This window comes from Streptomyces sp. NPDC021019, assembly GCF_044333295.1.
Lineage (GTDB): Bacteria > Actinomycetota > Actinomycetes > Streptomycetales > Streptomycetaceae > Streptomyces.
The window spans coordinates 619776-641363 of sequence record NZ_JBIRQR010000003.1; the positions used below are offsets into that span (position 1 = coordinate 619776).

Annotated in this window: 18 protein-coding genes; 9 read left to right on the forward strand and 9 right to left on the reverse strand. The window is 71.9% G+C overall.

Features of this window, described 5'->3' with window-relative positions; genetic code table 11:
- Window positions 1-1196 precede the first annotated feature (1196 nt).
- The gene (locus ACH4RG_RS20245) at window positions 1197-2015 is read left to right on the forward strand and encodes an SAM-dependent methyltransferase (RefSeq protein ID WP_398539920.1); all 819 of its coding nucleotides are present in this window, start codon (window positions 1197-1199) and stop codon (window positions 2013-2015) included.
- On the forward strand, window positions 2012-4186 hold the full coding sequence (locus ACH4RG_RS20250) for a putative bifunctional diguanylate cyclase/phosphodiesterase (protein WP_397927241.1): 2175 nt from the start codon (window positions 2012-2014) through the stop codon (window positions 4184-4186). Before ACH4RG_RS20245 ends, ACH4RG_RS20250 begins: the two co-directional genes overlap by 4 nt.
- Window positions 4187-4226: 40 nt before the next feature.
- Here ACH4RG_RS20250 and ACH4RG_RS20255 read toward each other — a convergent pair whose 3' ends face one another.
- Window positions 4227-5123, reverse strand: coding sequence for a LysR family transcriptional regulator (locus ACH4RG_RS20255; RefSeq protein WP_397917753.1), 897 nt, complete (start codon window positions 5121-5123; stop codon window positions 4227-4229).
- A gap of 132 nt (window positions 5124-5255) precedes the next feature.
- Here ACH4RG_RS20255 and ACH4RG_RS20260 point away from each other — a divergent pair, with 132 nt between their 5' ends.
- From ACH4RG_RS20260 to ACH4RG_RS20270, 3 genes are read left to right on the forward strand one after another with little or no spacing between them, the layout of a single operon-like run.
- Window positions 5256-5924, forward strand: a complete 669-nt coding sequence (locus tag ACH4RG_RS20260; protein ID WP_018955707.1) for a succinate dehydrogenase — start codon at window positions 5256-5258, stop codon at window positions 5922-5924.
- A 1-nt stretch (window position 5925) separates the two neighbouring features.
- Window positions 5926-7875 carry a fumarate reductase/succinate dehydrogenase flavoprotein subunit gene (locus tag ACH4RG_RS20265; protein ID WP_398539921.1) on the forward strand — a complete coding sequence of 650 codons (1950 nt, stop codon included), beginning with the start codon at window positions 5926-5928 and terminating at the stop codon, window positions 7873-7875.
- Entirely contained in the window at window positions 7872-8618 is a 747-nt protein-coding gene (locus ACH4RG_RS20270; protein WP_265597779.1) for a succinate dehydrogenase/fumarate reductase iron-sulfur subunit, read from the forward strand. Before ACH4RG_RS20265 ends, ACH4RG_RS20270 begins: the two co-directional genes overlap by 4 nt.
- A gap of 76 nt (window positions 8619-8694) precedes the next feature.
- Here the strand turns inward: ACH4RG_RS20270 and uvrA are convergent, their stop codons facing one another.
- The 3 genes from uvrA to ACH4RG_RS20285 form a co-directional block, all read right to left on the reverse strand.
- Window positions 8695-11109 carry an excinuclease ABC subunit UvrA gene (gene uvrA, locus ACH4RG_RS20275; protein ID WP_397917755.1) on the reverse strand — a complete coding sequence of 805 codons (2415 nt, stop codon included), beginning with the start codon at window positions 11107-11109 and terminating at the stop codon, window positions 8695-8697.
- A 103-nt stretch (window positions 11110-11212) separates the two neighbouring features.
- Window positions 11213-11647 carry a nuclear transport factor 2 family protein gene (locus ACH4RG_RS20280; protein WP_397917756.1) on the reverse strand — a complete coding sequence of 145 codons (435 nt, stop codon included), beginning with the start codon at window positions 11645-11647 and terminating at the stop codon, window positions 11213-11215.
- A 40-nt stretch (window positions 11648-11687) separates the two neighbouring features.
- Complete coding sequence (locus tag ACH4RG_RS20285) at window positions 11688-12746, reverse strand: MsnO8 family LLM class oxidoreductase (protein ID WP_397917757.1); 1059 nt, start codon at window positions 12744-12746, stop codon at window positions 11688-11690.
- 111 nt (window positions 12747-12857) lie between these two features.
- Here ACH4RG_RS20285 and ACH4RG_RS20290 point away from each other — a divergent pair, with 111 nt between their 5' ends.
- Window positions 12858-13346 (forward strand): hypothetical protein, encoded by a 489-nt coding sequence (locus ACH4RG_RS20290; RefSeq protein ID WP_397927243.1) that lies wholly within the window; start codon window positions 12858-12860, stop codon window positions 13344-13346.
- On the opposite strand, the gene ACH4RG_RS20295 is transcribed toward ACH4RG_RS20290, so the two are convergent.
- Window positions 13347-13562, reverse strand: a complete 216-nt coding sequence (locus ACH4RG_RS20295) for a dodecin (RefSeq protein WP_018955713.1) — start codon at window positions 13560-13562, stop codon at window positions 13347-13349.
- Between the two features lie 204 nt (window positions 13563-13766).
- On the opposite strand from ACH4RG_RS20295, the gene ACH4RG_RS20300 reads away from it, so the two are divergent.
- The 3 genes from ACH4RG_RS20300 (at window position 13767) to ACH4RG_RS20310 (ending at window position 16996) form a co-directional block, all read left to right on the forward strand.
- Window positions 13767-15020, forward strand: coding sequence for an extracellular solute-binding protein (locus ACH4RG_RS20300; protein WP_397917759.1), 1254 nt, complete (start codon window positions 13767-13769; stop codon window positions 15018-15020).
- Window positions 15021-15293: 273 nt separating this feature from the next.
- Complete coding sequence (locus ACH4RG_RS20305) at window positions 15294-16118, forward strand: GNAT family N-acetyltransferase (protein WP_397927245.1); 825 nt, start codon at window positions 15294-15296, stop codon at window positions 16116-16118.
- The gene (locus tag ACH4RG_RS20310) at window positions 16115-16996 is read left to right on the forward strand and encodes a lysophospholipid acyltransferase family protein (RefSeq protein WP_397917761.1); all 882 of its coding nucleotides are present in this window, start codon (window positions 16115-16117) and stop codon (window positions 16994-16996) included. The genes ACH4RG_RS20305 and ACH4RG_RS20310 overlap by 4 nt, the downstream gene beginning before the upstream one ends.
- Here ACH4RG_RS20310 and egtD read toward each other — a convergent pair.
- The 4 genes from egtD to egtA are packed head-to-tail and all read right to left on the reverse strand — an operon-like array spanning window position 16939 to window position 21477.
- Window positions 16939-17901 carry an L-histidine N(alpha)-methyltransferase gene (egtD, locus tag ACH4RG_RS20315; RefSeq protein WP_398539922.1) on the reverse strand — a complete coding sequence of 321 codons (963 nt, stop codon included), beginning with the start codon at window positions 17899-17901 and terminating at the stop codon, window positions 16939-16941. The genes ACH4RG_RS20310 and egtD overlap by 58 nt on opposite strands.
- Entirely contained in the window at window positions 17898-18653 is a 756-nt protein-coding gene (egtC, locus tag ACH4RG_RS20320; protein WP_397917763.1) for an ergothioneine biosynthesis protein EgtC, read from the reverse strand. The genes egtD and egtC overlap by 4 nt, the downstream gene beginning before the upstream one ends.
- On the reverse strand, window positions 18653-20056 hold the full coding sequence (egtB, locus tag ACH4RG_RS20325; protein ID WP_398539923.1) for an ergothioneine biosynthesis protein EgtB: 1404 nt from the start codon (window positions 20054-20056) through the stop codon (window positions 18653-18655). The genes egtC and egtB overlap by 1 nt, the downstream gene beginning before the upstream one ends.
- The gene (gene egtA / locus ACH4RG_RS20330) at window positions 20053-21477 is read right to left on the reverse strand and encodes an ergothioneine biosynthesis glutamate--cysteine ligase EgtA (protein WP_398539924.1); all 1425 of its coding nucleotides are present in this window, start codon (window positions 21475-21477) and stop codon (window positions 20053-20055) included. The genes egtB and egtA overlap by 4 nt, the downstream gene beginning before the upstream one ends.
- Window positions 21478-21588: the final 111 nt, after the last annotated feature.

Here is a 21588-nt window from a genome sequence, read left to right on the forward strand (position 1 = left end):
CGGTGGAGGTGGCGGCGGTGGTTCCGCGACCACCGGTGGCGGTGGCGGCGGTTCCGCGACCACCGGTGGTGGCGGCGGTGGAGGCGGAGGTACGGGGGGCGGGGGAGGCGGTGGTGGGGGTGGCGGCTTCGGTGGCGGCGGTGGTGGTGGCTCGGAGACCGCGACACAGTCCCCGTCGCCCGCCACGGCGACCGACGAACTGCCGTCCCCCTGCCCGATCGTGGCCACCGCGCAGCTGTCGGCGGTGGCGGGCAGCGGTACGGCTGTCAGCCAGAGAAGTGCGGCGACCGTGGTGAGCCGCGCGATGCGTGATCCGTACACGTCCGCGAGCATGATCCACGCTGCCGGGGAACACGCGGTACCTGCTGGTGATTCGCCTGATCGTGCGGTTAATGGGCCATTCGTGTTTGCCCGGTGGACGTCGCGTCGCCGAATTCTTCGCGGCATTCCTTTGAACGCGCCCCCGTCGGCCTCCTGTACCCGGGGCCACGAACGGCGCGGTCCCGTGCCGGCACCGGAAGCGGTACGACGAACCACCACGGGAGTCGACGTGAACGCCTGGCGCGACGCTCGCTCGCGGCCGTCGGCGCGCCTCTGTCGCCGGGTGCACGACGGCGTGCGGTCGGGAGCAGGGCGACGCGTCACCCGGCGGCCAGGCCATGGGCAGCGCCGCTCCGGCCCAGCAGCCCTCCGAAAGCGGGTGCGGATCAGCCGGCCGGGATACGGACCGGGGGTCGAAGCGGAGGTGGCGGAACGCGAGGAGGCCGGTCAACTCGCCGTCCAGGAGAGCGAGAAGTCCGGGAAGGTGCCCAACTGCGGTGCGGGCTCCACGCTCCACCGGTTCGCCAGGGACACCCCTCCGGGCGAGATCGAACGGACAGGAGGTCGCCGGCGCCTGGTACGCCGATTCCCCCGATTCCGAACTGTTCGGCGCATCCCGGTAATCGGGTCCGGTCGAACACCGCCCAGGAGCCCCAAGTGGCCCCGAACCACCGGGAAACGGCGCCCGGAGTGCCGGTCCGTCGCTGTTCGCATACGCGCAGCGACGAACCGGCCGCCGATGCCACCGGAGTGTGACCAATAACGGATCGCTAATTTCCGTTTCCACTCGCTCTCTTGGCGGCCGATCAGTAGCCTCTGGTCAACACTGACCATGAACATGGCCGGATCGCCGTGGCGACTTGTTGGAGACATCGATGGAGCGTCCCGCCTGGGCACCGCAGGGCATTGACATTTCGGTGCCAAGCGTGTCTCGCATGTACGACTTCTATCTGGGCGGATCGCACAATTTCGAGGTGGACCGGGAAGCCGCGCGCAAGGCAATGGAGTTCCTTCCGGGCCTTCCCAAGATCATGCAGGCCAATCGCGCCTTTATGCGCCGGGCCGTCCGCTACGCCGTCGGCACCGGCATCGACCAGTTCCTGGACATCGGCTCCGGCATACCGACCTTCGGCAACGTCCACGAGGTCGCCCAGGCCGCCGACCCCGGGGCCAGGGTGGCCTACGTCGACCACGACCCGGTCGCCGTCGCCCACAGCCGGGCCGTCCTGGAGGGCGACGACCGCGCGGTCATCGCCGCCGCCGACCTGCGCCGTCCCAAGGAGATCCTGACGAACCCGGAGATCACCGGGCTGCTCGACCTGGAGCGGCCCGTGGCGCTGCTGCTGGTCGCGGTCCTCCACTTCGTGGAGGACGCCGACGACCCGCGCGGCGCGGTCGCCGAGCTGCGCGAGTCACTGGCCCCCGGCAGCCTGATCGTCCTGACCCACGCCTCGTACGAGGGCATCCCGCTGCCCAAGGAGGAGGCGGCCGGCACGGTCGGCGTCTACCGGAACATCCGCAACCCGCTGATCATGCGCTCGCGCGAGGGAATCGGCCGGTTCTTCGAGGGCTACGAACTGGTCGAGCCGGGGCTCGTGTCGATGCCCGAATGGCGGCCCGACACCGCGCAGGCGCCCGAGCAGGAAGACCCGTACGCCTTCTCGGGCTTCGCAGGGGTTGGGCGCAAGGCGTGAGCATTCCCGCCCAGGCGTCCGGGGAACCGGACGCGGAGCCCGACGGTCCGGAAGGCCGGCTGCGGAGATTCGCCAGAATCTGGAGCCGCGCCATCTTCCCCCTGACGGCCACCTCTCTCACCCGGCCGGAGTTCGAACAGCATCTGCTGCCCCTGGCGCGCGAGCTGAACGACATCCTGCACGCCCACCCCTTCGACGCCTCGCCCGCCCAGCGGATCGGTGCGGCCCTGATCGACGCGCACTGCACCGACCCGGACGCCCTCAGCTCCACGCTCGGCGTCGTCGACTCCTACCTCGTCCTGTACTGCGGTGGCAACGGACCCGGCGCGCTGTCCACCGAGGACGGCCGGGCCCGCTGCGCCCGGATCCAGCACACCCTCGCCGCCGGCTTCACCGGGGCCCTGCGCGAGCGCACGCTCGCCGAGCAGGAGGCCATCGCCCGCTCGGCGCTGACCGCCCGCTCGGACGCCGAACAGGCCCTCCACGCCACGGAGGCCCGGTTCCGCGCGGTCTTCGAGGATGCCGCAGTCGGCATCGGCGTCGCCGACCTGGACGGCAACATCCTGGAGATCAACGACACCCTCACCAAGATGTTCGGCGGGCTGGAGCACCATGTCCGCAGCCACAAGGTGAACGAGTGGGTCCACCCCGAGGACTCGCCGCAGGTGTGGAAGTACTACGACGAGCTGGTACGCGGCGAACGCGACCACTACCGGGTCGAGAAGGCGTACTACCGCAACGACGGCACCGTGCTGTGGACCAACCTCACCGTGTCGCTGCTGCGGGATTCCGAAGGCCGTCCCGAGTACCAGCTCGCACTGATGGAGGACACCACCGAGCGGCGGCTGCTCAATCTGCGCCTGCGCTACGAGGCCACCCACGACGCGCTCACCGGGCTGCCCAACAGGACGCTGTTCTTCGAGCGGCTGGAGAAGGCCCTCGCCGCCCAGGAGGGAGTCCGCTTCGGCCTCTGCTACCTGGACCTCGACGGTTTCAAGGCCATCAACGACAGCCTCGGCCATGCCGCCGGCGACCGCCTCCTGGTCGAGGTCGCCGACCGGCTCCAGAGCTGCGCCACCGCGCCCGGGGAGATGGTCGCCCGGCTCGGCGGCGACGAGTTCGTCGCGCTCACCACCGGCCCGGACACCGCCGAGGAGGTGGACGAACTGGCCGGCCGCATCCTCAACGCGCTCGCCTCCCCCATCCGCCTGGACGGCCGCGAGTTGACCGTCCGCGGCTCCATCGGTGTCGTCGAGGGGCCCTCCGGGGAGCGCAGTGCCGCCGAGGTGCTGCGCAGCGCCGACATCACGATGTACCGGGCCAAGGCGGCGGGCGGCAACCGCTACCAGTTCGCCGACGCCGAGGCCGACGCGCGGGCCATCACCCGGCACGGGCTGACGACCGCGCTCCCGGCCGCCCTGGACCGGGGCGAGTTCTTCATCGAGTACCAGCCGCTCGTGCACCTGGGCGACGGTACGGTGCACGGCGCCGAAGCCCTCGTACGGTGGTGCCATCCGCAGCACGGGGTGCTCGGCCCCGACCGGTTCATCCCGCTCGCCGAGCACACCGGGCTCATCGTGCCGCTCGGGCGCTGGGTGCTGGAGGAGTCCGTACGGCAGGCCAACTTCTGGCAGGAGCGGCACAGCGACGGAGGGCCGCTGCGGATCAACGTCAACCTCTCGCCGACCCAGCTGCACCACCCCCGCCTCGTCGCCGAGACCGTCGACGTGCTGGAACGTTCCGGTCTCGAACCGGGAGCGCTCTGCCTGGAGGTGACCGAGTCCGCCCTGATCGGCGCCGACGACGATCTCCTCAAGCCGCTGCGGCAGCTCGCGGAGATGGGCGTCGACATCGCGCTCGACGACTTCGGCACGGGCTACTCGAACCTGGCGAACCTGCGCAGGCTGCCGGTGAGCGTGCTCAAGCTGGACCGTTCCTTCACCCGGGGCATGCAGCAGCACCCGGCGGACCCCGTCGATCTGAAGATCGTCGAGGGCATCGTGTCGCTGGCCCACAGCCTGGAGCTGGCCGTCACGGTGGAGGGCGTGGAGACGGGCGCCCAGGCCGAGCAGCTGCGGCTGCTGGGCTGCGACACCGCACAGGGCTGGTACTACGCCCGCCCCGGGGCTCCGGACCGGATCCACTCCCTGCTGCTGGCGGACGCGGTCTGAGCCCGGCCGGAGCGCGGAGGACCCTTCGCGCTCCGGCCGGTCAGCCCGAGGCCGGCCGGTGCTCCAGCAGCATCCGCTGGAGCTCGCGCGCGGCCCGGGGCGGAGCCACGTCGCTGCGGTGCGCCAGCGCGATCGTGCGGCGCAGCGACGGCCCGGCCAGCGGGGTCCTCCGCAGGTCGCTGCCGGCCCGGGCGGCGGTCATGCTCGGCACCACGGCGATGCCGAGCCCCGCCCGTACGAAACCGAGCACCGCGTCCATCTCGCCGCCCTCGACGGTGAACGTGGGCTCGAAGCCCTCCGCGCGGCACGCGGCCACGGTCAGCTCCCGCAGGTTGTACCCGTGCCGGAACATCACCAGCGGAGCCCCCTCCAGATCCGCGATCCGGACCCGGCCGCCCCGCCCCGGGGGCGGCTCCGCCGCCGAGGACACCACCACCAGGTCCTCGTGCAGCAGTTCCACCGTGGTCAGCGCGGGGGAGGCGGCCGGCATGGGCAGCACCACCAGCGCCAGGTCGAGCGCGCCCCGCGCCAGCTGACGCACCAGGTCGTGCGAGCCGCCCTCCTCCAGCAGGAGTCGCACCCCGGGATGCCGGTCGTGGAAGGCGCGCAGCACGTCCGGCAGCAGCCCGGTGCACAGACTCGGCGTCACCCCCAGCCGCACCCGGCCGCTGCGCAGCGAGACCAGCTCCTGGACCTCCTGCCGCGCCGTCTCCGCGTCGGCGAGGATCCGCCGGGCGAGCGGCAACAGTGCCTCGCCCGCGTCGGTGAGGGCGATGTTGCCCCGGGCCCGGCTGAACAGATCAGCGCCCAACTCCGTCTCCAGCGCCCGGATCTGCTGGGAGAGCGAGGGCTGCGACACATGCACCGCCTCGGCGGCCCGGGTGAAGTGCCGGGCCTCGGCGACGGCCACGAAGTAGGTGAGCTGTTGGAAGTGCACCCTTCGACCCTATCGGCTGTCGATAGCTCATGCCTATGGAGATGAGCTACGTCATGTCTTGGACTGATCGGGCTGTTCGCCCCTACCGTCGTGTTCATGGCATTGGCAACGCGGACGGACCGACGGCCGTCGATGACGCGTACGCTCTGGGACTCGACCGTCGGCAAGAAGACGATCATGGCGGTGACCGGTCTGGTCATGCTCGGATATCTCGTCGCCCACATGGTGGGCAACCTGAAGATCTTCTTCGGTCCCGGCGAGTTCGACGGGTACGCCCACTGGCTGCGCACCATGGGCGAACCGGTACTGCACTACGAGTGGGCGCTGTGGCTCGTCCGGGTGGGGCTGGTCGCGGCCGTCGTGCTGCACGGCGTCTCCGCGTACCAGCTCAGCCGGCGCGACATCAGGGCGCGCCCGGCCAAGTACGTCCACAAGAGGCCCCGGGCGAGCTACGCCACCCGGACCATGCGCTGGGGCGGGATCATCCTCGCGCTCTTCATCGTCTGGCACATCCTCGACCTGACGACCGGCACCGTGCACACCAGCTTCGAGGCCGGGCACCCCTACCAGAACGTCATCGACACCTTCTCGACCTGGTACGGCAACGTCATCTACATCGTCGCCGTACTCGCCATGGGCCTGCACGTCCAGCACGGCTTCTGGAGCGCCGCGCAGACCCTGGGCGTCGGCAACGCGACCCGTGACCGCATCCTGAAGACCCTCGCCAACCTCCTCGCAGCGGTGCTGACGGTGGGCTTCATCTCCGTACCCGTCGCCGTCATGACCGGAGTGGTGAGCTGACATGCCCGACTACACACAGTACGCCACGGGCGAGCCCGTGGTCGACACGAAGGCCCCCGAGGGCCCCGTCGCCGAACGCTGGGACACCCGACGCTTCCGAGCGAGACTCGTGAACCCCGCCAACCGGCGCAAACACACCGTCATCGTCGTCGGCACCGGTCTGGCCGGCGGAGCGGCCGGCGCCACACTCGCCGAACAGGGCTACCACGTCGTCCAGTTCTGCTTCCAGGACTCACCCCGGCGCGCCCACTCGGTCGCCGCCCAGGGCGGCATCAACGCCGCGAAGAACTACCGCAACGACGGCGACTCCATCCACCGGCTGTTCTACGACACCGTCAAGGGCGGCGACTTCCGCGCCCGGGAGTCCAACGTCCACCGGCTGGCGCAGATCTCGGTGGAGATCATCGACCAGTGCGTCGCCCAGGGCGTCCCCTTCGCCCGTGAGTACGGCGGCCTCCTCGACAACCGCTCCTTCGGCGGAGTCCAGGTCTCCCGCACGTTCTACGCGCGCGGCCAGACCGGACAGCAGCTCCTCCTCGGCGCGTACCAGGCGCTGTCCCGGCAGATCGCGTCGGGCGGCGTCGAGCTCCATGCCCGCACCGAGATGCTCGACCTGATCGTGGTCGACGGCAAGGCGCGCGGGATCGTCGCCCGCGACCTGGTCACCGGGAAGATCGACACCTACTTCGCCGACGCGGTCGTCCTGGCCACCGGCGGCTACGGCAACGTCTTCTACCTGTCGACCAACGCCATGAACTCCAACGCCACCGCCGTCTGGCGGGCGCACCGGCGCGGCGCGTACTTCGCCAACCCCTGCTTCACCCAGATCCACCCCACCTGCATCCCGCGCACCGGCGACCACCAGTCCAAGCTCACCCTGATGAGCGAGTCGCTGCGCAACGACGGCCGCATCTGGGTCCCCAAGTCCAAGGGCGACGACCGTCCGGCCAACCAGATCCCCGAGGACGAGCGCGACTACTACCTGGAGCGGATCTACCCCGCCTTCGGGAACCTGGTGCCCCGCGACATCGCCTCCCGCGCCGCCAAGAACGTCTGCGACGAGGGGCGCGGCGTCGGCCCCGGCGGACAAGGGGTCTACCTGGACTTCGCCGAGGCCATCGGCCGGATGGGCCGCAAGGCCGTCGAAGCCAAGTACGGCAACCTCTTCGACATGTACCAGCGGATCACCGACGAGGACCCCTACATGGTCCCCATGCGGATCTACCCCGCCGTGCACTACACGATGGGCGGCCTCTGGGTCGACTACGACCTCTCCACCACCATCCCCGGCCTCTTCGCCATCGGCGAGGCGAACTTCTCCGACCACGGGGCCAACCGCCTCGGCGCCTCCGCCCTGATGCAGGGCCTCGCCGACGGCTACTTCGTCCTGCCCTCCACGATCAACGACTACCTCGCCCGCAATCCGCACACCGACACCGTGGACGAGGCGCACCCCGCCGTCGCGGAGGCCGTGGCGGAGACCGAGGACCGGATCAACCTGCTGCTCTCCGTCGACGGCGACCGCACCCCCGACTCCTTCCACCGCGAGATCGGTGCACTCATGTGGGAGTACTGCGGGATGGCCCGCACCGAGGACGGCCTGCGCACGGCGCTCGCGAAGATCCCGGAGATCCGCGAGGAGTTCTGGCGCCGCATCAAGGTCCCCGGCACCGGCGAACAGTTCAACCAGTCGCTGGAGAAGGCGAACCGCATCGTCGACTATCTGGAGCTCGCCGAGCTCATGTGCCTCGACGCCCTGCACCGCGCCGAGTCCTGCGGCGGCCACTTCCGCGCGGAGTCCCAGACCCCGGACGGCGAGGCGGAGCGGCGCGACGAGGAGTTCTCCTACGCCGCAGCCTGGGAGTTCACCGCCACCGGCGACGCCCCTGTCCTGCACAAGGAAGACCTCGTCTTCGAGTACGTCCACCCCACCCAGCGGAGCTACGCATGAAGCTCACCCTGCGCGTCTGGCGTCAGCGCAACGCCGAAGAGCCCGGCGCCATGGCCACCTACGAAGTCGACGGCATCTCCGCCGACATGTCGTTCCTGGAGATGCTCGACACCCTCAACGAGGAACTCACCCTCGCCGGGGACGAGCCCGTCGCCTTCGATCACGACTGCCGTGAGGGCATCTGCGGCGCGTGCAGCCTGGTCATCAACGGCGACGCCCACGGCCCGGAGCGCACCACCACCTGCCAGCTCCACATGCGGTCCTTCGCCGACGGCGACACGATCGACATCGAGCCCTGGCGGGCCTCCGCCTTCCCGGTCATCAAGGACCTGGTCGTGGACCGCTCCTCGTTCGACCGGATCATCCAGTCCGGCGGCTACATCTCGGCCCCCACCGGCACCGCCCCGGACGCCCACGCGACCCCGGTGCCCAAGCCGGACGCCGAGCTGGCCTTCGAGAACGCCGAGTGCATCGGCTGCGGCGCCTGCGTCGCGGCCTGCCCCAACGGCTCGGCCATGCTCTTCACGGCCGCCAAGGTCAATCATCTCAACGTCCTGCCGCAGGGCGCACCCGAGCGCGAGACCCGCGTCCTGGACATGGTGGCCCAGATGGACGACGAGGGCTTCGGCGGCTGCACCCTGACCGGCGAGTGCGCCACGGCCTGCCCCAAGGGCATCCCGCTGCCCTCGATCGCCGCGATGAACAAGGAGTGGCTGCGGGCGACCCGCAAGGTCCGCCGCTGACACGTGTGTTGACGCCGGGCGTTGACCCCGTACGGTTCCGGAGCCGTACGGGGTCGACGCGCTGCCGGCCGTCGGCTCAGCGCCGCAGCGCCTTCGCCAGATACGGCGCCGTACGGCTCCCCGCGACGCCCGCCACCTCCGCCGGGGTGCCGGACGCGACGATCCGGCCGCCCCGGTCACCCCCCTCGGGCCCCAGGTCGATGACCTGGTCCGCGCCCGCCACCACGGCCATGTCGTGCTCCACGACCACCACCGTGCTCCCGGCGTCGACCAGGGAGTGCAACTGCCGCATCAACACCTCCACATCGGCCGGATGCAGCCCCGTCGTCGGCTCGTCCAGCAGATACAGGGTGTGCCCGCGCCGGGTGCGCTGGAGCTCCGCCGCCAGCTTGATGCGCTGCGCCTCGCCGCCGGACAGCTCCGTGGCGGGCTGACCGAGCCGCAGATAGCCGAGGCCCACGTCCAGCAGGGTGGTCAGCGCGCGCTCGGCGGCCGGCGTGCCGGCGAAGAAGGACGCCGCCGACTCCACGGTCAGCTCCAGTACCTGAGCGATCGTCAGCCCGTCCAGGGTGACGTCCAGGGTCTGCGGGTTGTACCGCGCGCCGTGGCAGTCCGGACAGGGCGCGTAGGTGCTCGGCAGGAACAGCAGCTCCACCGAGACGAACCCCTCGCCCTGGCAGGTCTCGCAGCGCCCGCCGCTCACGTTGAACGAGAACCGCCCCGCCGTGTACCCCCGCTCCCGCGCCGCGTCCGTCCCCGCGAAGAGCTTCCGCACGGCGTCGAACAGTCCGGTGTACGTGGCCAGATTGGACCGGGGCGTACGGCCGATGGGCTTCTGGTCGACCTGGACGAGCCGGTCCACCGCCTCCAGACCGGTGGCCGCCGCGCAGTACCGCGCACCCGGCCCGGGCTCCTCGCCGGCCTGCCGGTCCGCCAGCACACCGGCGAGCACCTGGCCGACCAGGGTCGACTTGCCCGAGCCGGACACCCCCGTCACCGCTGTGAACACCCCGAGCGGGAACGCCGCGTCCACGCCCCGCACATTGTGCCGCTCCACGCCGGAGAGCCGGATCCACCCGGTCGGCGCCCGCGGCTCCCGTACCGGCGCGGACCCCTCCTCGAACAGGAACCGCCGCGTCGCCGACTCCGGCACCCGGGCCAACCCCTCGGGCGGCCCGCTGTGCAGCACCCGCCCGCCGTGCTCGCCGGCCAGCGGACCCACGTCCACCAGCCAGTCCGCCCGCCGCACCACGTCCATCTGGTGCTCCACCACGAAGACCGAGTTCCCGGCCTCCTTCAACCGGCCCAGCACCCCGAGCAGCGCCTCGGTGTCCGCCGGGTGCAGCCCGGCCGACGGCTCGTCGAGGACGTAGACGACGCCGAAGAGCCCCGACCGCAACTGCGTTGCCAGTCGCAGCCGTTGCAGCTCCCCCGAGGACAGCGTCGGCGCCGTCCGGTCCAGGCTCAGATAGCCGAGCCCCAGCTCCGTCACCGTCCCGATCCGCGCCAGCAGATCACCCGTCAGCACCCGGGCCGTCTCCTCGCCGCCCGCCCCCGCACCGGTCAGCACCTCGGCCAGTGCGGACAGCGGCAGCCCGGCCAGCTCCGCGATGGTCCGCCCCGCGAAGGTCACCGCCATCGCCTCCGGCCGCAGCCGGCTCCCGCCGCACACCGGGCACGGGGCACTGGTCAGGAACCGCTCCGCCTTCGCCCGCAACGCCCGGCTCTTGGTGTCGGCGAAGGTGTGCAGCACATAGCGCCGCGCACTCATGTACGTGCCCTGGTACGGGCGTTGGATCCGGCCCGCGTCCCGCACCGGATGCACCGTCACCACCGGCTGCTCCTCGGTGAACAGGATCCACTCCCGGTCCTTCTCGGGCAGCTCGCGCCACGGGCGGTCGACGTCGTGGCCCAGCGCGTCCAGCACATCGCGGAGGTTCTTGCCCTGCCAGGCCCCGGGCCACGCGGCGATCGCCCCCTCCCGGATCGACAGCGAGGGATCGGGGACGAGCAACTCCTCGTCCGTCCGGTGGACGCGCCCCAGCCCGTGGCACTCCGGGCACGCCCCGACGGCGGTGTTGGGGGAGAAGGAGTCGGAGTCCAGCCGCTCGGCCCCCGGCGGGTAGTCGCCGGCGCGGGAGAAGAGCATGCGCAGCGAGTTGGAGAGCGTCGTCACCGTCCCCACGGACGACCGGGCCCCCGGGGCGGAGCGCCGCTGCTCCAGCGAGACGGCGGGCGGCAGCCCGGTGATCTCCCCGACGGCGGGCGCGCCCACCTGATGGATCAGCCGCCGGGCGTAGGGGGCCACGGACTCGAAGTAGCGGCGCTGGGCCTCCGCGTAGATCGTCCCGAAGGCGAGCGAGGACTTCCCCGACCCCGACACGCCCGTGAACACGGTCAGGGTGTCGCGTGGGATGTCGACCTCGACGTTCTTGAGGTTGTGCTCGCGGGCGCCGCGCACCCGGACGTACGGATCGTGGGGGGAGTGCATCGGGCTCGGCTCCGTACGGGTCGGTTCTGACGCCTGGCGGGACAAACAGTCCGATTCTAGGCGTCGGCGCCGACGGCGGGCCCCCGGGATCCGGCCGCGCGCCTCACGGTGTGCAGGCGCGGGTGACGGCCTCGGTGTCCCAGTAGAACGGCCGTACCTCGGTGATCCGGCCGTCCCGGACGGTGAGGGTCTGCAGGATGGGGAACGTCAGCTCCCGCGCGGTCGCCCGGGACACGGCGCGGACGATCGTGCGCACCACCGAGGTCTCCCCGGTGGCCAGAAAGTCCTGTTCCACCAGCTCGAACTCGGACCAGGTGTCGCTCATCGCCCGGAAGAACCGCTCCATGCCGAGATGCCCGCGCCAGACTCCGCCGTACGGGAGCCCCGCCGCCTGATGCAGGACCACATCGGGTGCGAAGCAGGGCGCCAGGAGGTCGAAGGAGGCCGTGCCCGGTCCGCCGGCCGCCAGATAGCGTGCTTCGGCCGTGTACATGGCGGTGAGGACCGTCCGGGAGTCCGTCGTCGGAGAGTGCGTCATGCCTCCCAGCGTTCCCGATCCTCGCGGGCGGGTCCGGCGGCTATCGGACGTCGAGGCTCCGCAGCGGAGCCCGCCCGTCGGCCCGGTCCCGGCCCCGGGGTCGCACGATGCGGGAGAGCCGCCTCAGCGAGTCCACCAGGCCCTCCCGGTCGTACGTACTGGTCGTGACGAGCACCTCGTCCGCCCCGGTCTCCTCGATCGCCCGCTCCAGCTGACCGGCCACCTGGGCCTCGGTGCCGTGGACATGGCCGACGAGCCCCCGTTCGTACAGGCTCCGTTCCTTGGCCGTCATGGCGAGGGCCTCGACGCGCTCGGCCGGGGCCAGCGGCGGAAAGTCCCCGCGCGTTCGGGAGTACGCCATGGCCCACGCCTCCGGTACGAGCAGCCGACGGGCCGCCTCCTCGGTGCCGGCGACGGCCACCGTGCCCGCGACGATCACCTCCGGCCGCTCGGCACGTGCGGAGGGCCGGAAGTCGCGGCGGTAGACCTCGACGGCGCGCAGTACCTTCTCCCGGCCGCGCAGGTCGCCGATGACGAGGGGGAGCCCGGCAGCCGCGGCGACCGCCGCGCCTTCCCCGATCGCCAGGACGTAAGCGGGTATGCGCAGGCCCTCCGCCGGACGGGCGTGCACCCCGGGGTGGTCCTGCTGGGTGCCGTCGATCCAGCCGAGGAGTTCGGCGAGTCGGCCGGGGAAGTCCTCGGCGTCCTCCTTGCCGTGACCGAGCGCCCGGCGGACGCCGTCGGTGAACCCCACGGAACGGCCGAGCCCCATGTCGATCCGGCCGGGAAAGAGGGAGGCGAGCACCCCGAACTGCTCGGCGACGACCAGCGGCCGGTGGTTGGGCAGCATCACCCCGCCGGTGCCGACCCGGATGGCGGAGGTCGCGGCGGCGACGGCGGCGGCCAGCACCGTCGGCGCGGACCCCGCGACCCCCGGCACGCCGTGGTGTTCGGAGACCCAGAAGCGGTGGAAGCCGAGCGCCTCCGCCTCCCGGGCCAGGTCGACGGTGTCGCGCAGCGCCCGGGAGGCGTCGTGCCCCTCGCGGGTGCGGGAACGGTCCAGGACGGAGAAGCGGGTCGAGGCGATCACAGAGCTCACGCTCCCTTCAACACCGTCGCTCTCCCAGGATTCCCGTGGACGCCACGGCGCTCCCAGGATTTCCGCGCGACGGCCGACGCCAAAGGCCGACGGGCTTCCTAAGCTGGGGGAGTGGACAACGACGCACGGCCGCTGGCCGTATTCGACCTGGACGGCACGCTCGCGGACACCGCCCACCGGCAGCACTTCCTGGAAGGCCCGAAGCGCGACTGGGCCGGCTTCTTCGCCGCGGCCGTGGAGGACCCGCCGCTCGCGGAGGGCGTACGGATGGTGCTCGCGAGCGCCGAGGAGTGCCGGATCGTCTATCTGACCGGACGCCCCGAGCGGTGTCGTCGCGACACCGTGCGCTGGCTGAGCCGGCAGGGGCTGCCCGAGGGCACGCTGTTCATGCGGCGCAACGACGACCGGCGCCCCGCACGCCGGACGAAGCTGGACATCCTCCGGCAGCTGGGGCGGAAGGGGCGGGTGCGCATGCTCGTGGACGACGACGAGCTGGTCTGCGACGCGGCCCAGGTGGCCGGATTCACTGTGGTGCGGGCCCGCTGGGCCGACCCGTCGGCGGTGCTGAAGGATGCCCAGGAACGCGAGGGGCGTACCTGATCAGGCGCTTTCGTCGAGCCGGAAGCCCACCTTGAGGCCGACCTGATAGTGAGCGATTCGGCCATCTTCGATATGGCCTCGAACTTGATTAATCTCGAACCAATCGAGATTGTGCAACGTTTCCGCCGCTCTTGCGACGCCGTTCCGGATCGCCTCGTCGATGCCCTCCTCGGAGGTTCCTACGATCTCGGTGACCCGATAGGTGTGGTTCGCCATCGTTTGTCTCCTTTCCTGTGACCACGTTGCCCCAATCCGAGCTCTCCCGCGAGGGGGAGGATGGGGTGAATCGGGACGGGTGTCCGCCTTGACCTACTGAAAGGTCCATACCAAAATTCAGCCAACCACCCGTGCGAGCGCCGCCCGCAATCCCCCCACACCGGGTCCCGATTTCGTTTGTGCCGTTTCGCAGAAGGTGACCACGTGAAGAACCGCATACTGGCCGGAGCCATCGCGCTTGTCTCGTCCGTCGCACTCGGTGGATGCGGCTTCATACCGGGCTCGGGCAGCGGTGACCGCACGGTGACGGTCTGGCTGATGAAGGACAGCGTCTCGCCCGGCTTCCTGGACAAGTTCACCCGCTCGTACGAGGAGGAGAACCCCTCGATCGAGCTGGACTTCAAGATCCAGGAGTGGAGCGGCATCGGACCCAAGGTTCTCTCCGCGCTGGAGGGCGACGCCCCGGACGTGATCGAGGTCGGGAACACGCAGGTCGCTCAGTACGCGGAGAGCGGCGGCCTGCGCGACCTGACCCTCGAATCGATGCGCGACCTGGGCAGCGAGGACTGGCTGCCCGGCCTGGCCCAGCCCGGCAGCATCAACGGCGTGCAGTACGGCATCCCGTGGTACGCGGCCAACCGGGTGGTCATCTACAACAAGGAGATCTTCGAGGAGGCGGGCATCGACTCCGTCCCGAAGACGCGCGACGAGTGGATCGCCGCCACCGAGAAGCTCAACAGGGCGGGCAACCAGGGCATCTACCTGGCCGGTCAGAACTGGTACGTGCTCGCCGGTTTCATCTGGGACGAGGGCGGGGAACTCGCCGATGACAACGGCGGCGACTGGCGGGGCGCCCTGGACACTCCGGAGGCCCTGGCGGGCATGGAGTTCTACCAGGAACTCCAGGCGCTCGGCGACGGACCCACGGACGCCGACGAGGAGAAGCCCCCGCAGACCGACGTCTTCGCCAAGGGCGACGTCGCGCAGATCATCTCGACTCCGGGCAGTGCCGCGCTCATCGAGCAGAAGAATCCCGAACTCAAGGGAAAGCTCGGCTACTTCCCCATTCCCGGCAAGTCCTCGAAAGCCCCCGGCTCGGTATTCACCGGCGGTTCCGACCTCATCGTCCCGAAGAAGGCCGACGAACGCACCGCCGGCATCGCCGTCGTCAAGGCGCTGGCGAGCGAGAAGTGGCAGACGGAGCTCGCCCGGGGAATGAGCTACGTCCCCAACAAGCCGAGCCTCGCCCACGTCATCGAGGGCGACGAGGGCACCGCGGCGATGGCCGAAGGCGCCACCCGGGGCCGGGCCACCCCCAACTCGCCCCAGTGGGCCAGGGTCGAGGCGGAGAACCCGATCAAGCCCTACATGACGGCCGTGCTCGAGGGCGGCGACCCTGCCCGCGAGGCCAAGGCCGCCTCCGAGCGCATCACCGCCCTGCTCGCCGGCAGCGGCTGATCCCACCCGGACGGAGTCCACGGGCAAGGGGGCCACGCGCAAGGGGGCCACGGGGCAAGGGGGCCACGCGGTACGGGGAGGCCACGCGGTACGGAGGCCACGCGGCACGGTGTCCCCGGGCATCGTCTCCCTGGGGATTCAGCCGTCGCACATCCCCGCTCTCCACAGCGGTCACGTCGAATCCAGCCGGTGACGGAAGAAGTAGGGGGCCGGGCCGTCGCACCCCGCGACAGCCCGGCAGCGCCCCTCACGCTTCCGTCCCCGGAGACCGCCATGACCGTGCTGCCCGTCGCCCCGCTCCCCGCCTCCGCCGGTACCTCGATCCCCGCCTCCGCCCCGGCCCCCGGCCCCGCCGACGCCCCGGAACCGGCCTACCGGGTCTCCCTCGCCGACTGCCAGGAAGACATACGAGCCGCCCAGCGCCTGCGCCACCTCGTGTTCGCCGGGGAACTCGGAGCCCGACTGGAGGGGCCCGAACCAGGCCTGGACAGCGACGTCTTCGACGCGTACTGCGACCACCTCCTGGTCCGCGAGACCGCCACCGGGGAAGTCGTCGCCACCTACCGGCTGCTGCCGCCGGCCCGAGCCCGGATCGCCGGACGCCTCTACGCGGAAGGCGAGTTCGACCTCACCCGGCTCGCCCCGATCCGCCACGACCTCGTCGAGGTCGGCCGCTCCTGTGTCCACCCCGCACACCGCGACGGCGCGGTCATCGCCCTCGTCTGGGCGGGACTCGCCCGCTACATGGAGCGCACCGGCCACACCTGGATCGCGGGCTGCTGCTCCCTGCCGCTGGCCGACGGCGGCGCGAGCGCCGCCCGGAGCTGGAACACCGTTCGTGCGAGCCACCTGGCGCCGGAGAAGTACTGGGTCACCCCGCACCGCCTCTGGGACTCCGCCGCGCACGGCCCGGAGACCGGCTCCCGGGCGGACCTCCCGCCCCTGCTGCGCGGCTACCTGCGGCTCGGCGCCCAGATCTGCGGAGCCCCGGCGTACGACCCCGACTTCAACGTCGCCGACCTGTACGTCCTGCTCTCACTGCGTCGCACCGACCCGCGCTACCTGCGCCACTTCCTCTCGCTGGCCCCGTTGCGATGAGCGTCTGGCTGCCCGTCGCCCCCTGCACCCCGGACGGCTGCGCCCGGCACACCGGAGCCGTACGCGCTCCACTGCCCGCCACCCTCCTGCTGCTGGCCGGCTGCGCACTGGTCCTGCTGGGGGTGGCCTGCGTCCCGCTGGTACGGCTGCTCGGGCCCGCCCCGCGGCGCCGCCTGACACGGCGCTGGGCGCGTGCCGTCCCCCGGGCCTTCGGCGTACGCGTCACCGTGCGGCGGCACGCTCCGGAAACCACCACGGGCGGCGAACTCGTCGTCGCCAACCACATCTCCTGGCTCGACATCCCGCTGATCGCCTCCGTATTGCCCGGCCGGACGGTCGCCAAGAGCGAGATCCGGCGCTGGCCCCTGCTCGGCCCCCTGGCCGCGCTCGGCGGCACCCTGTTCATCGAACGCGACCGGCTGCGCGCCCTGCCCGCCGCCGTACGGGCCGTCGCCGCGGCCCTGCGCTCCGGCTCCCGGGTCGTGGTCTTCCCCGAGGGCAGTACCTGGTGCGGACGGGACGGCGGCGCGTTCCGGCCCGCCGTGTTCCAGGCGGCGATCGACGCCGGCGCGACGGTCCGACCCGTCCGCATCGCCTACCGCACCGCGGAGCACCGCTCCGGACCGGCCGCGGGCGCCGTCGCGTTCGTCGGGTCCGACCCGCTCGCCGCCTCCCTGTGGCGGGTGGTGCGGGCGGCCGGGCTCAGCGCCCGGATCGACGTCCTCGCGCCGATCCCCGTGGACGGCGAGGACGGCCGCCGCGCCCTGGCCCGCAGAGCACGAGCGGCCGTCCGCGAACCCGAAGGCCCCCTCCGGCCCCGTCAGACCGCCGTGGCCAGCGACAGGGCGAACCGCCCCGCCGAGTCCGTCCACCACTGAGTCAGCCGCATGCCGGCGGCGGCCAGCTCCGCACGGACGTCCTCCTGCCGGAACTTCGCCGACACCTCCGTACGCAGCTCCTCACCGGCCTCGAACGGCACCACGAGGTCCAGCTCCCGGATCTTCACGCTCAGCGCCCGGCGGGCCCGCAGCCGCATCTCGATCCAGCGGTCCCGCGGATTCCACACCGCGAGGTGATCGAAGTCGTCGAGCGGGAAATCGGCCCCCAGCTCGCGGTTGACGACGTTGAGGACGTTCTTGTTGAAGGCCGCCGTCACCCCGGCCGCGTCGTCGTACGCGGCCACCAGCGTTTTTTCGTCCTTCACCAGGTCCGTGCCGAGGAGCAGCGCGTCACCGGGCGAGAGCAGCGAGCGTACCGACCGGAGGAACGTCGCCCGCTCCTCCGGCAGCAGATTGCCGATCGTGCCCCCCAGGAACACCACCAGCCGGGGCCCCGGTGTCCCCGGCAGGGCCAGGCCCCCGGTGAAGTCCGCGATCAGCGCGTGGACGGACAGCCCCGGGTGCTCGGCCAGCAGCGACTCGGCCGCCCCCGTCAGCGCGCTCTCGCTCACGTCCACGGGGACGTAACTGTGCAACCGGGGGAGCACATCCAGCAGGTGGCGGGTCTTCTCGGAGGACCCCGAGCCCAGCTCGATCACCGTCCGGGCGCCCGACGCCGCGGCGATCTCCTCGGCACGCGCCTGGAGGATCTTCCGCTCCGCGCGGGTCGGGTAGTACTCCGGCAGCCGGGTGATCTCCTCGAACAGTTCGCTGCCGCGGGCGTCGTAGAACCACTTCGGCGGCAGGGTCTTGGGATGCCGGGTCAGGCCGCTGAGGACGTCGGCGCGCAGCGCCGCCTCCGTCGCGTCCACCGGCAGGGTGCGGGTCAGCAGGAAGGGACTCACGCGGTGGGCTCCTTGAGCGGGGTGAGCAGGACGTCCGTGGAGGTCGCGACCAGCAGCGTGTGGTCGGGGACCTCGCGCCAGAGCGGGTCGTCGTCGTAAGGCTCCGAGGCGACCGCGGTGCGGTGGCCCGGTGTCGTGAGGTACCAGAGGGTGTCGCCCCAGGCGGTCGCCGTGATCGTCTCCCCGTCGGTGAGGAGCAGATTCAGCCGGGACCCGGGCGCGGCGGCCGCGACCTCCCGCACGGTCTCCGCGACGGCGCGCGGCACGTCGTCCCCGGCGTCGGTCCGGTGGCGGATCAGCGCCCAGATCAGCGCCGAGTCGTTACGGGCGGCCAGCGACAGGAGCCGCTCGGCGGGCAGGGCGGCGGCCGCGTCGGCGAGTGAGCCGGGCCACCCCCGCACCATGCCGTTGTGGCTGAACAACTGCCGCCCGGCGGTGTACGGCGCGGCCGCGGCCTCCCCGTCCGCACCCGCCTCGGTGGCATCCCGTACGGCGGCGAGCAGCGCGGTGCTGCGGACCACCCGGGCCAGATCGGTGAAGGTCTCGTCGCCCCATATGGGTCCCTGACGGCGGTAGCGTCCGGGCACCGGGTCGCCGTCCGCGTACCAGCCGACTCCGAAACCATCCGCGTTCACCGTGCCGAAACGCTGGCGGCGCGGGGCCCAGGACTGCCGCACCAGAGCATGCGGAGGCCGCAGCAGAATGTCGCCGAGCGCCACCGGTTCGCCCACATAGGCGATGTGACGGCACATCAGACATCCTTCGCGGTGCGGAACCCGGAGAAGATCTGCCGGCGCACCGGAAGGTCCCAGTTGCGGAAGGTGCCCCGGCAGGCGACCTCGCCCACGGCGAACGAGCCGCCGCGCAGCACCTTGTGGCCCGGCCCGAAGAACACCTCCGAGTACTCGCGGTAGGGAAACGCCACGAACCCCGGATACGGCAGGAAGTCACTGGAGGTCCACTCCCACACGTCACCGATCAACTGCCCGGCCCCGGCGGGCGAACGTCCCGCCGGATATGCGCCGGACCGTGCCGGACGCAGATGGCGCTGGCCCAGGTTGGCCCGCTCCGGCGTCGGCTCCTCGTCGCCCCACGGGTAGCGCCGGGAGCGGCCGGAGGCGGGATCGTGGCGGGCGGCCTTCTCCCACTCGCTCTCCGTGGGCAGCCGCCGGCCCGCCCAGCGGGCGTACGCGTCCGCCTCGTACCAGCTGACGTGCAGCACCGGCTCGTCCTCCGGCACCGGCTCGGTCACCCCGAACCGGCGGCGCAGCCACGCTCCTGCCTCCCGCCGCCAGAACAGCGGTGCGGTCAGACCGTGTTCACGGACCATGGTCCAGCCCTCGGGCGCCCACCAGCGCCTCTCCCCGTACCCGCCGTCCTCGATGAAGCGCAGGTAGGCGCCACAGGTGACCGGCGAGGCGTCCAGACGGAACGCCGGCACCTCGCACCGGTGCGCGGGCCGCTCGTTGTCCAGGGCCCACGGCTCGGCGGAGGTGCCCATCGTGAACGGGCCCCCGGGAATCAGGACGTCGTCGGGCAGTGCCTCGGCGTCGATGGGCGAAGGCGGCGCGGGCGCGGTGAGCGCCGCGGGGCCCGCGCGCAGCTGATGGGTGATCAACATTGTCTCGTCGTGCTGCTGTTCGTGCTGGGCGATCATGCCGAAGGCGAACGCGGCCCGCTCCAGCGGGCGCCCGCCCTCGTGCAGCGGTGCGCCCTCCAGCAGGTCCAGTGCCCGCCCCCGTACGTCGGAGGCATACGTCCTGGCCTCGGCCGGCCCCAGCAGCGGCAGCGAGGGGCGCGAGGCGCGCGTGTGCTCGAAGGCGTTGTACAGCCCGTCGATCTCCGGGCGCAGCGCCTCCCGGCCGCCGACCGCGCGCAGCAGCCACTGCTCTTCCTGGTTGCCGATGTGCGCCAGGTCCCAGACCAGCGGCGACATCAACGGGGAGTGCTGAGCGGTCAGTTCGCCGTCGTCCACGCTGTCGGTGAGCAGCGCGGTGCGCTCGCGCGCGGACAGCAGCGCGTCGAGGGCACGCCCCCGCAGCGCCTCCGGATCGATGCCGGGTGCGACGGTGAAGCCGGCCGACGCGGTGGAGCCGGCCGGATCAAAGGCGTCGGAGAGCTCGCGGTGCCGGGTGTCTTCACGGTGCTCGGTCATGCGGAGGCCGCCTTTCCGGGACGCGGCGGGGTGTGATCGTTCAGCGGGCCCGGACCGTTCAGCCGGCTCGGACCGTTCAACGGACTCGGACCGCTCAGGAGGCTCGGACCGTTCAGCGGGCTCTGATCGGCCGACAGGCTCCGAGCGGTCAGGTCGCCGGGCTCGGGCAGGTCATCGGCCGGACATCGGCCCCGGGCGACATAGCGGTCGGTGAAGGCGGCCACGGTGTCGCGCACCGCCCCGCTCGCTCCCATCCGCTCCAGCGCCGGGAGCGCCGCCCCGAAACAGGCGATGGCCGCGGCCCGCAGCTCCGGGTCGGCGAGCCCCTCGCGGGCGGCCGCCGTCCAGAGCGGATTGCGTGGTGCGGCCGGTGCGCCCGACGTGTCGGCCAGCGGCTTCACGGTGCGGTACACGGTCTCGGCGGCCTCCGGGTCGTCGAACAGGGCCGTGGCGACGGCGAGCGGCACCAGCCACCCGTCGGGCCCGCTCTGCGCGTCGATCATGCGTAGTTCGAGGTGACCGCGCGGCCGTACCGGAGGGAACAGCGTGGTGAGGTGGTAGTCGAGATCGGCCCGCACCGGCGGCCGGGGCGACCCGGTACGGATCCACTCACGGAAGGTCAGCCCTTCCGGCACATCCCAGGGGCCCTCCTCGCACCGGATGCACAGCACGGTCGTGTCCAGCACGTGCGCGGCCCACGCCTCGCGCGGGGCTCGCCCGGAACCCGGCGCCAGACTCCGGCCCGGGTCCAGATCGGCCCACAGCGACTGCCGGGTGGAGCGCCAGCCGGTCCGGCGGCCCTGCTGGAACGGCGAATTCGCGAAAGCGGCCACCAGCACCGCCCCCAGCAGGTGCGCGTGCTGCCAGCGCCGCCCGTAACCGAGCGGCCCCGGCTCCTCCTCGCCCGCGTCCAGGCAGACCTGGACCGACGCGGAGGTGCACATCATCGCCCGCCCCGCCGGCCCCGTACGGTCCAGCGCGGCCTCCATCGCCTCGTAGCGGGGCTCCCGCAGCCTGCGGCGCGGCTCCTGCCAGGGGTCGACGCCGAGCCCGACCGGTGCGAGCCCCGCCGCGCCGAGCGTGGCGCGGACCGCCGCCAGATCGGCCGCGGTGGTGTCGACGCACTCCATGAGGGAGCCGGCGGGCTGCGAGCTGAGCTCCAGCTGCCCGCCGGGCTCGAACGTGAGCGCCGCGCTCAGCGGCAGTGCGCGGACCGCCTCGACGGCGCTGTCCAGCCGTTCCTGGCTAACCGCGAGGTCAGGTCGTTCCCGGTCGTGGATGAGCCATTCGAGTTCCACTCCGACGGTTCGAGGCGGGCCCGTCTTGAAACATATGCCGCGCAGTAAATCCTCTGCCCCGCTCTCGTCGAGGGGGACGGCGTCCGGGCACGAGCCGGTTGCGCCGGGAATGTCCAAGCCCATGGGGGCCTCCTTCTCAGCCGCGTGCCTACCAGCCAAACCCGTACCCGGAGATCGCACAAGGGTGCCCCCGAGTCGGAAGAATCCGGTTGCGCCCAGGCCGGGTTCCCCGTC

Excerpts from the sequence above, each read along its gene's own strand:
- egtA (WP_398539924.1), bottom strand. The coding sequence starts at position 21,477 with ATGGGCTTGGACATTCCCGGCGCAACCGGCTCGTGCCCGGACGCCGTC.
- ACH4RG_RS20305 (WP_397927245.1), top strand. The coding sequence starts at position 15,294 with ATGACCGTGCTGCCCGTCGCCCCGCTCCCCGCCTCCGCCGGTACCTCG.
- egtC (WP_397917763.1), bottom strand. The coding sequence starts at position 18,653 with ATGTGCCGTCACATCGCCTATGTGGGCGAACCGGTGGCGCTCGGCGAC.
- ACH4RG_RS20280 (WP_397917756.1), bottom strand. The coding sequence starts at position 11,647 with ATGACGCACTCTCCGACGACGGACTCCCGGACGGTCCTCACCGCCATG.
- ACH4RG_RS20295 (WP_018955713.1), bottom strand. The coding sequence starts at position 13,562 with ATGGCGAACCACACCTATCGGGTCACCGAGATCGTAGGAACCTCCGAG.
- ACH4RG_RS20260 (WP_018955707.1), top strand. The coding sequence starts at position 5,256 with ATGACGCGTACGCTCTGGGACTCGACCGTCGGCAAGAAGACGATCATG.
- uvrA (WP_397917755.1), bottom strand. The coding sequence starts at position 11,109 with ATGCACTCCCCCCACGATCCGTACGTCCGGGTGCGCGGCGCCCGCGAG.
- ACH4RG_RS20310 (WP_397917761.1), top strand. The coding sequence starts at position 16,115 with ATGAGCGTCTGGCTGCCCGTCGCCCCCTGCACCCCGGACGGCTGCGCC.
- ACH4RG_RS20245 (WP_398539920.1), top strand. The coding sequence starts at position 1,197 with ATGGAGCGTCCCGCCTGGGCACCGCAGGGCATTGACATTTCGGTGCCA.
- ACH4RG_RS20270 (WP_265597779.1), top strand. The coding sequence starts at position 7,872 with ATGAAGCTCACCCTGCGCGTCTGGCGTCAGCGCAACGCCGAAGAGCCC.
- ACH4RG_RS20265 (WP_398539921.1), top strand. The coding sequence starts at position 5,926 with ATGCCCGACTACACACAGTACGCCACGGGCGAGCCCGTGGTCGACACG.
- egtB (WP_398539923.1), bottom strand. The coding sequence starts at position 20,056 with ATGACCGAGCACCGTGAAGACACCCGGCACCGCGAGCTCTCCGACGCC.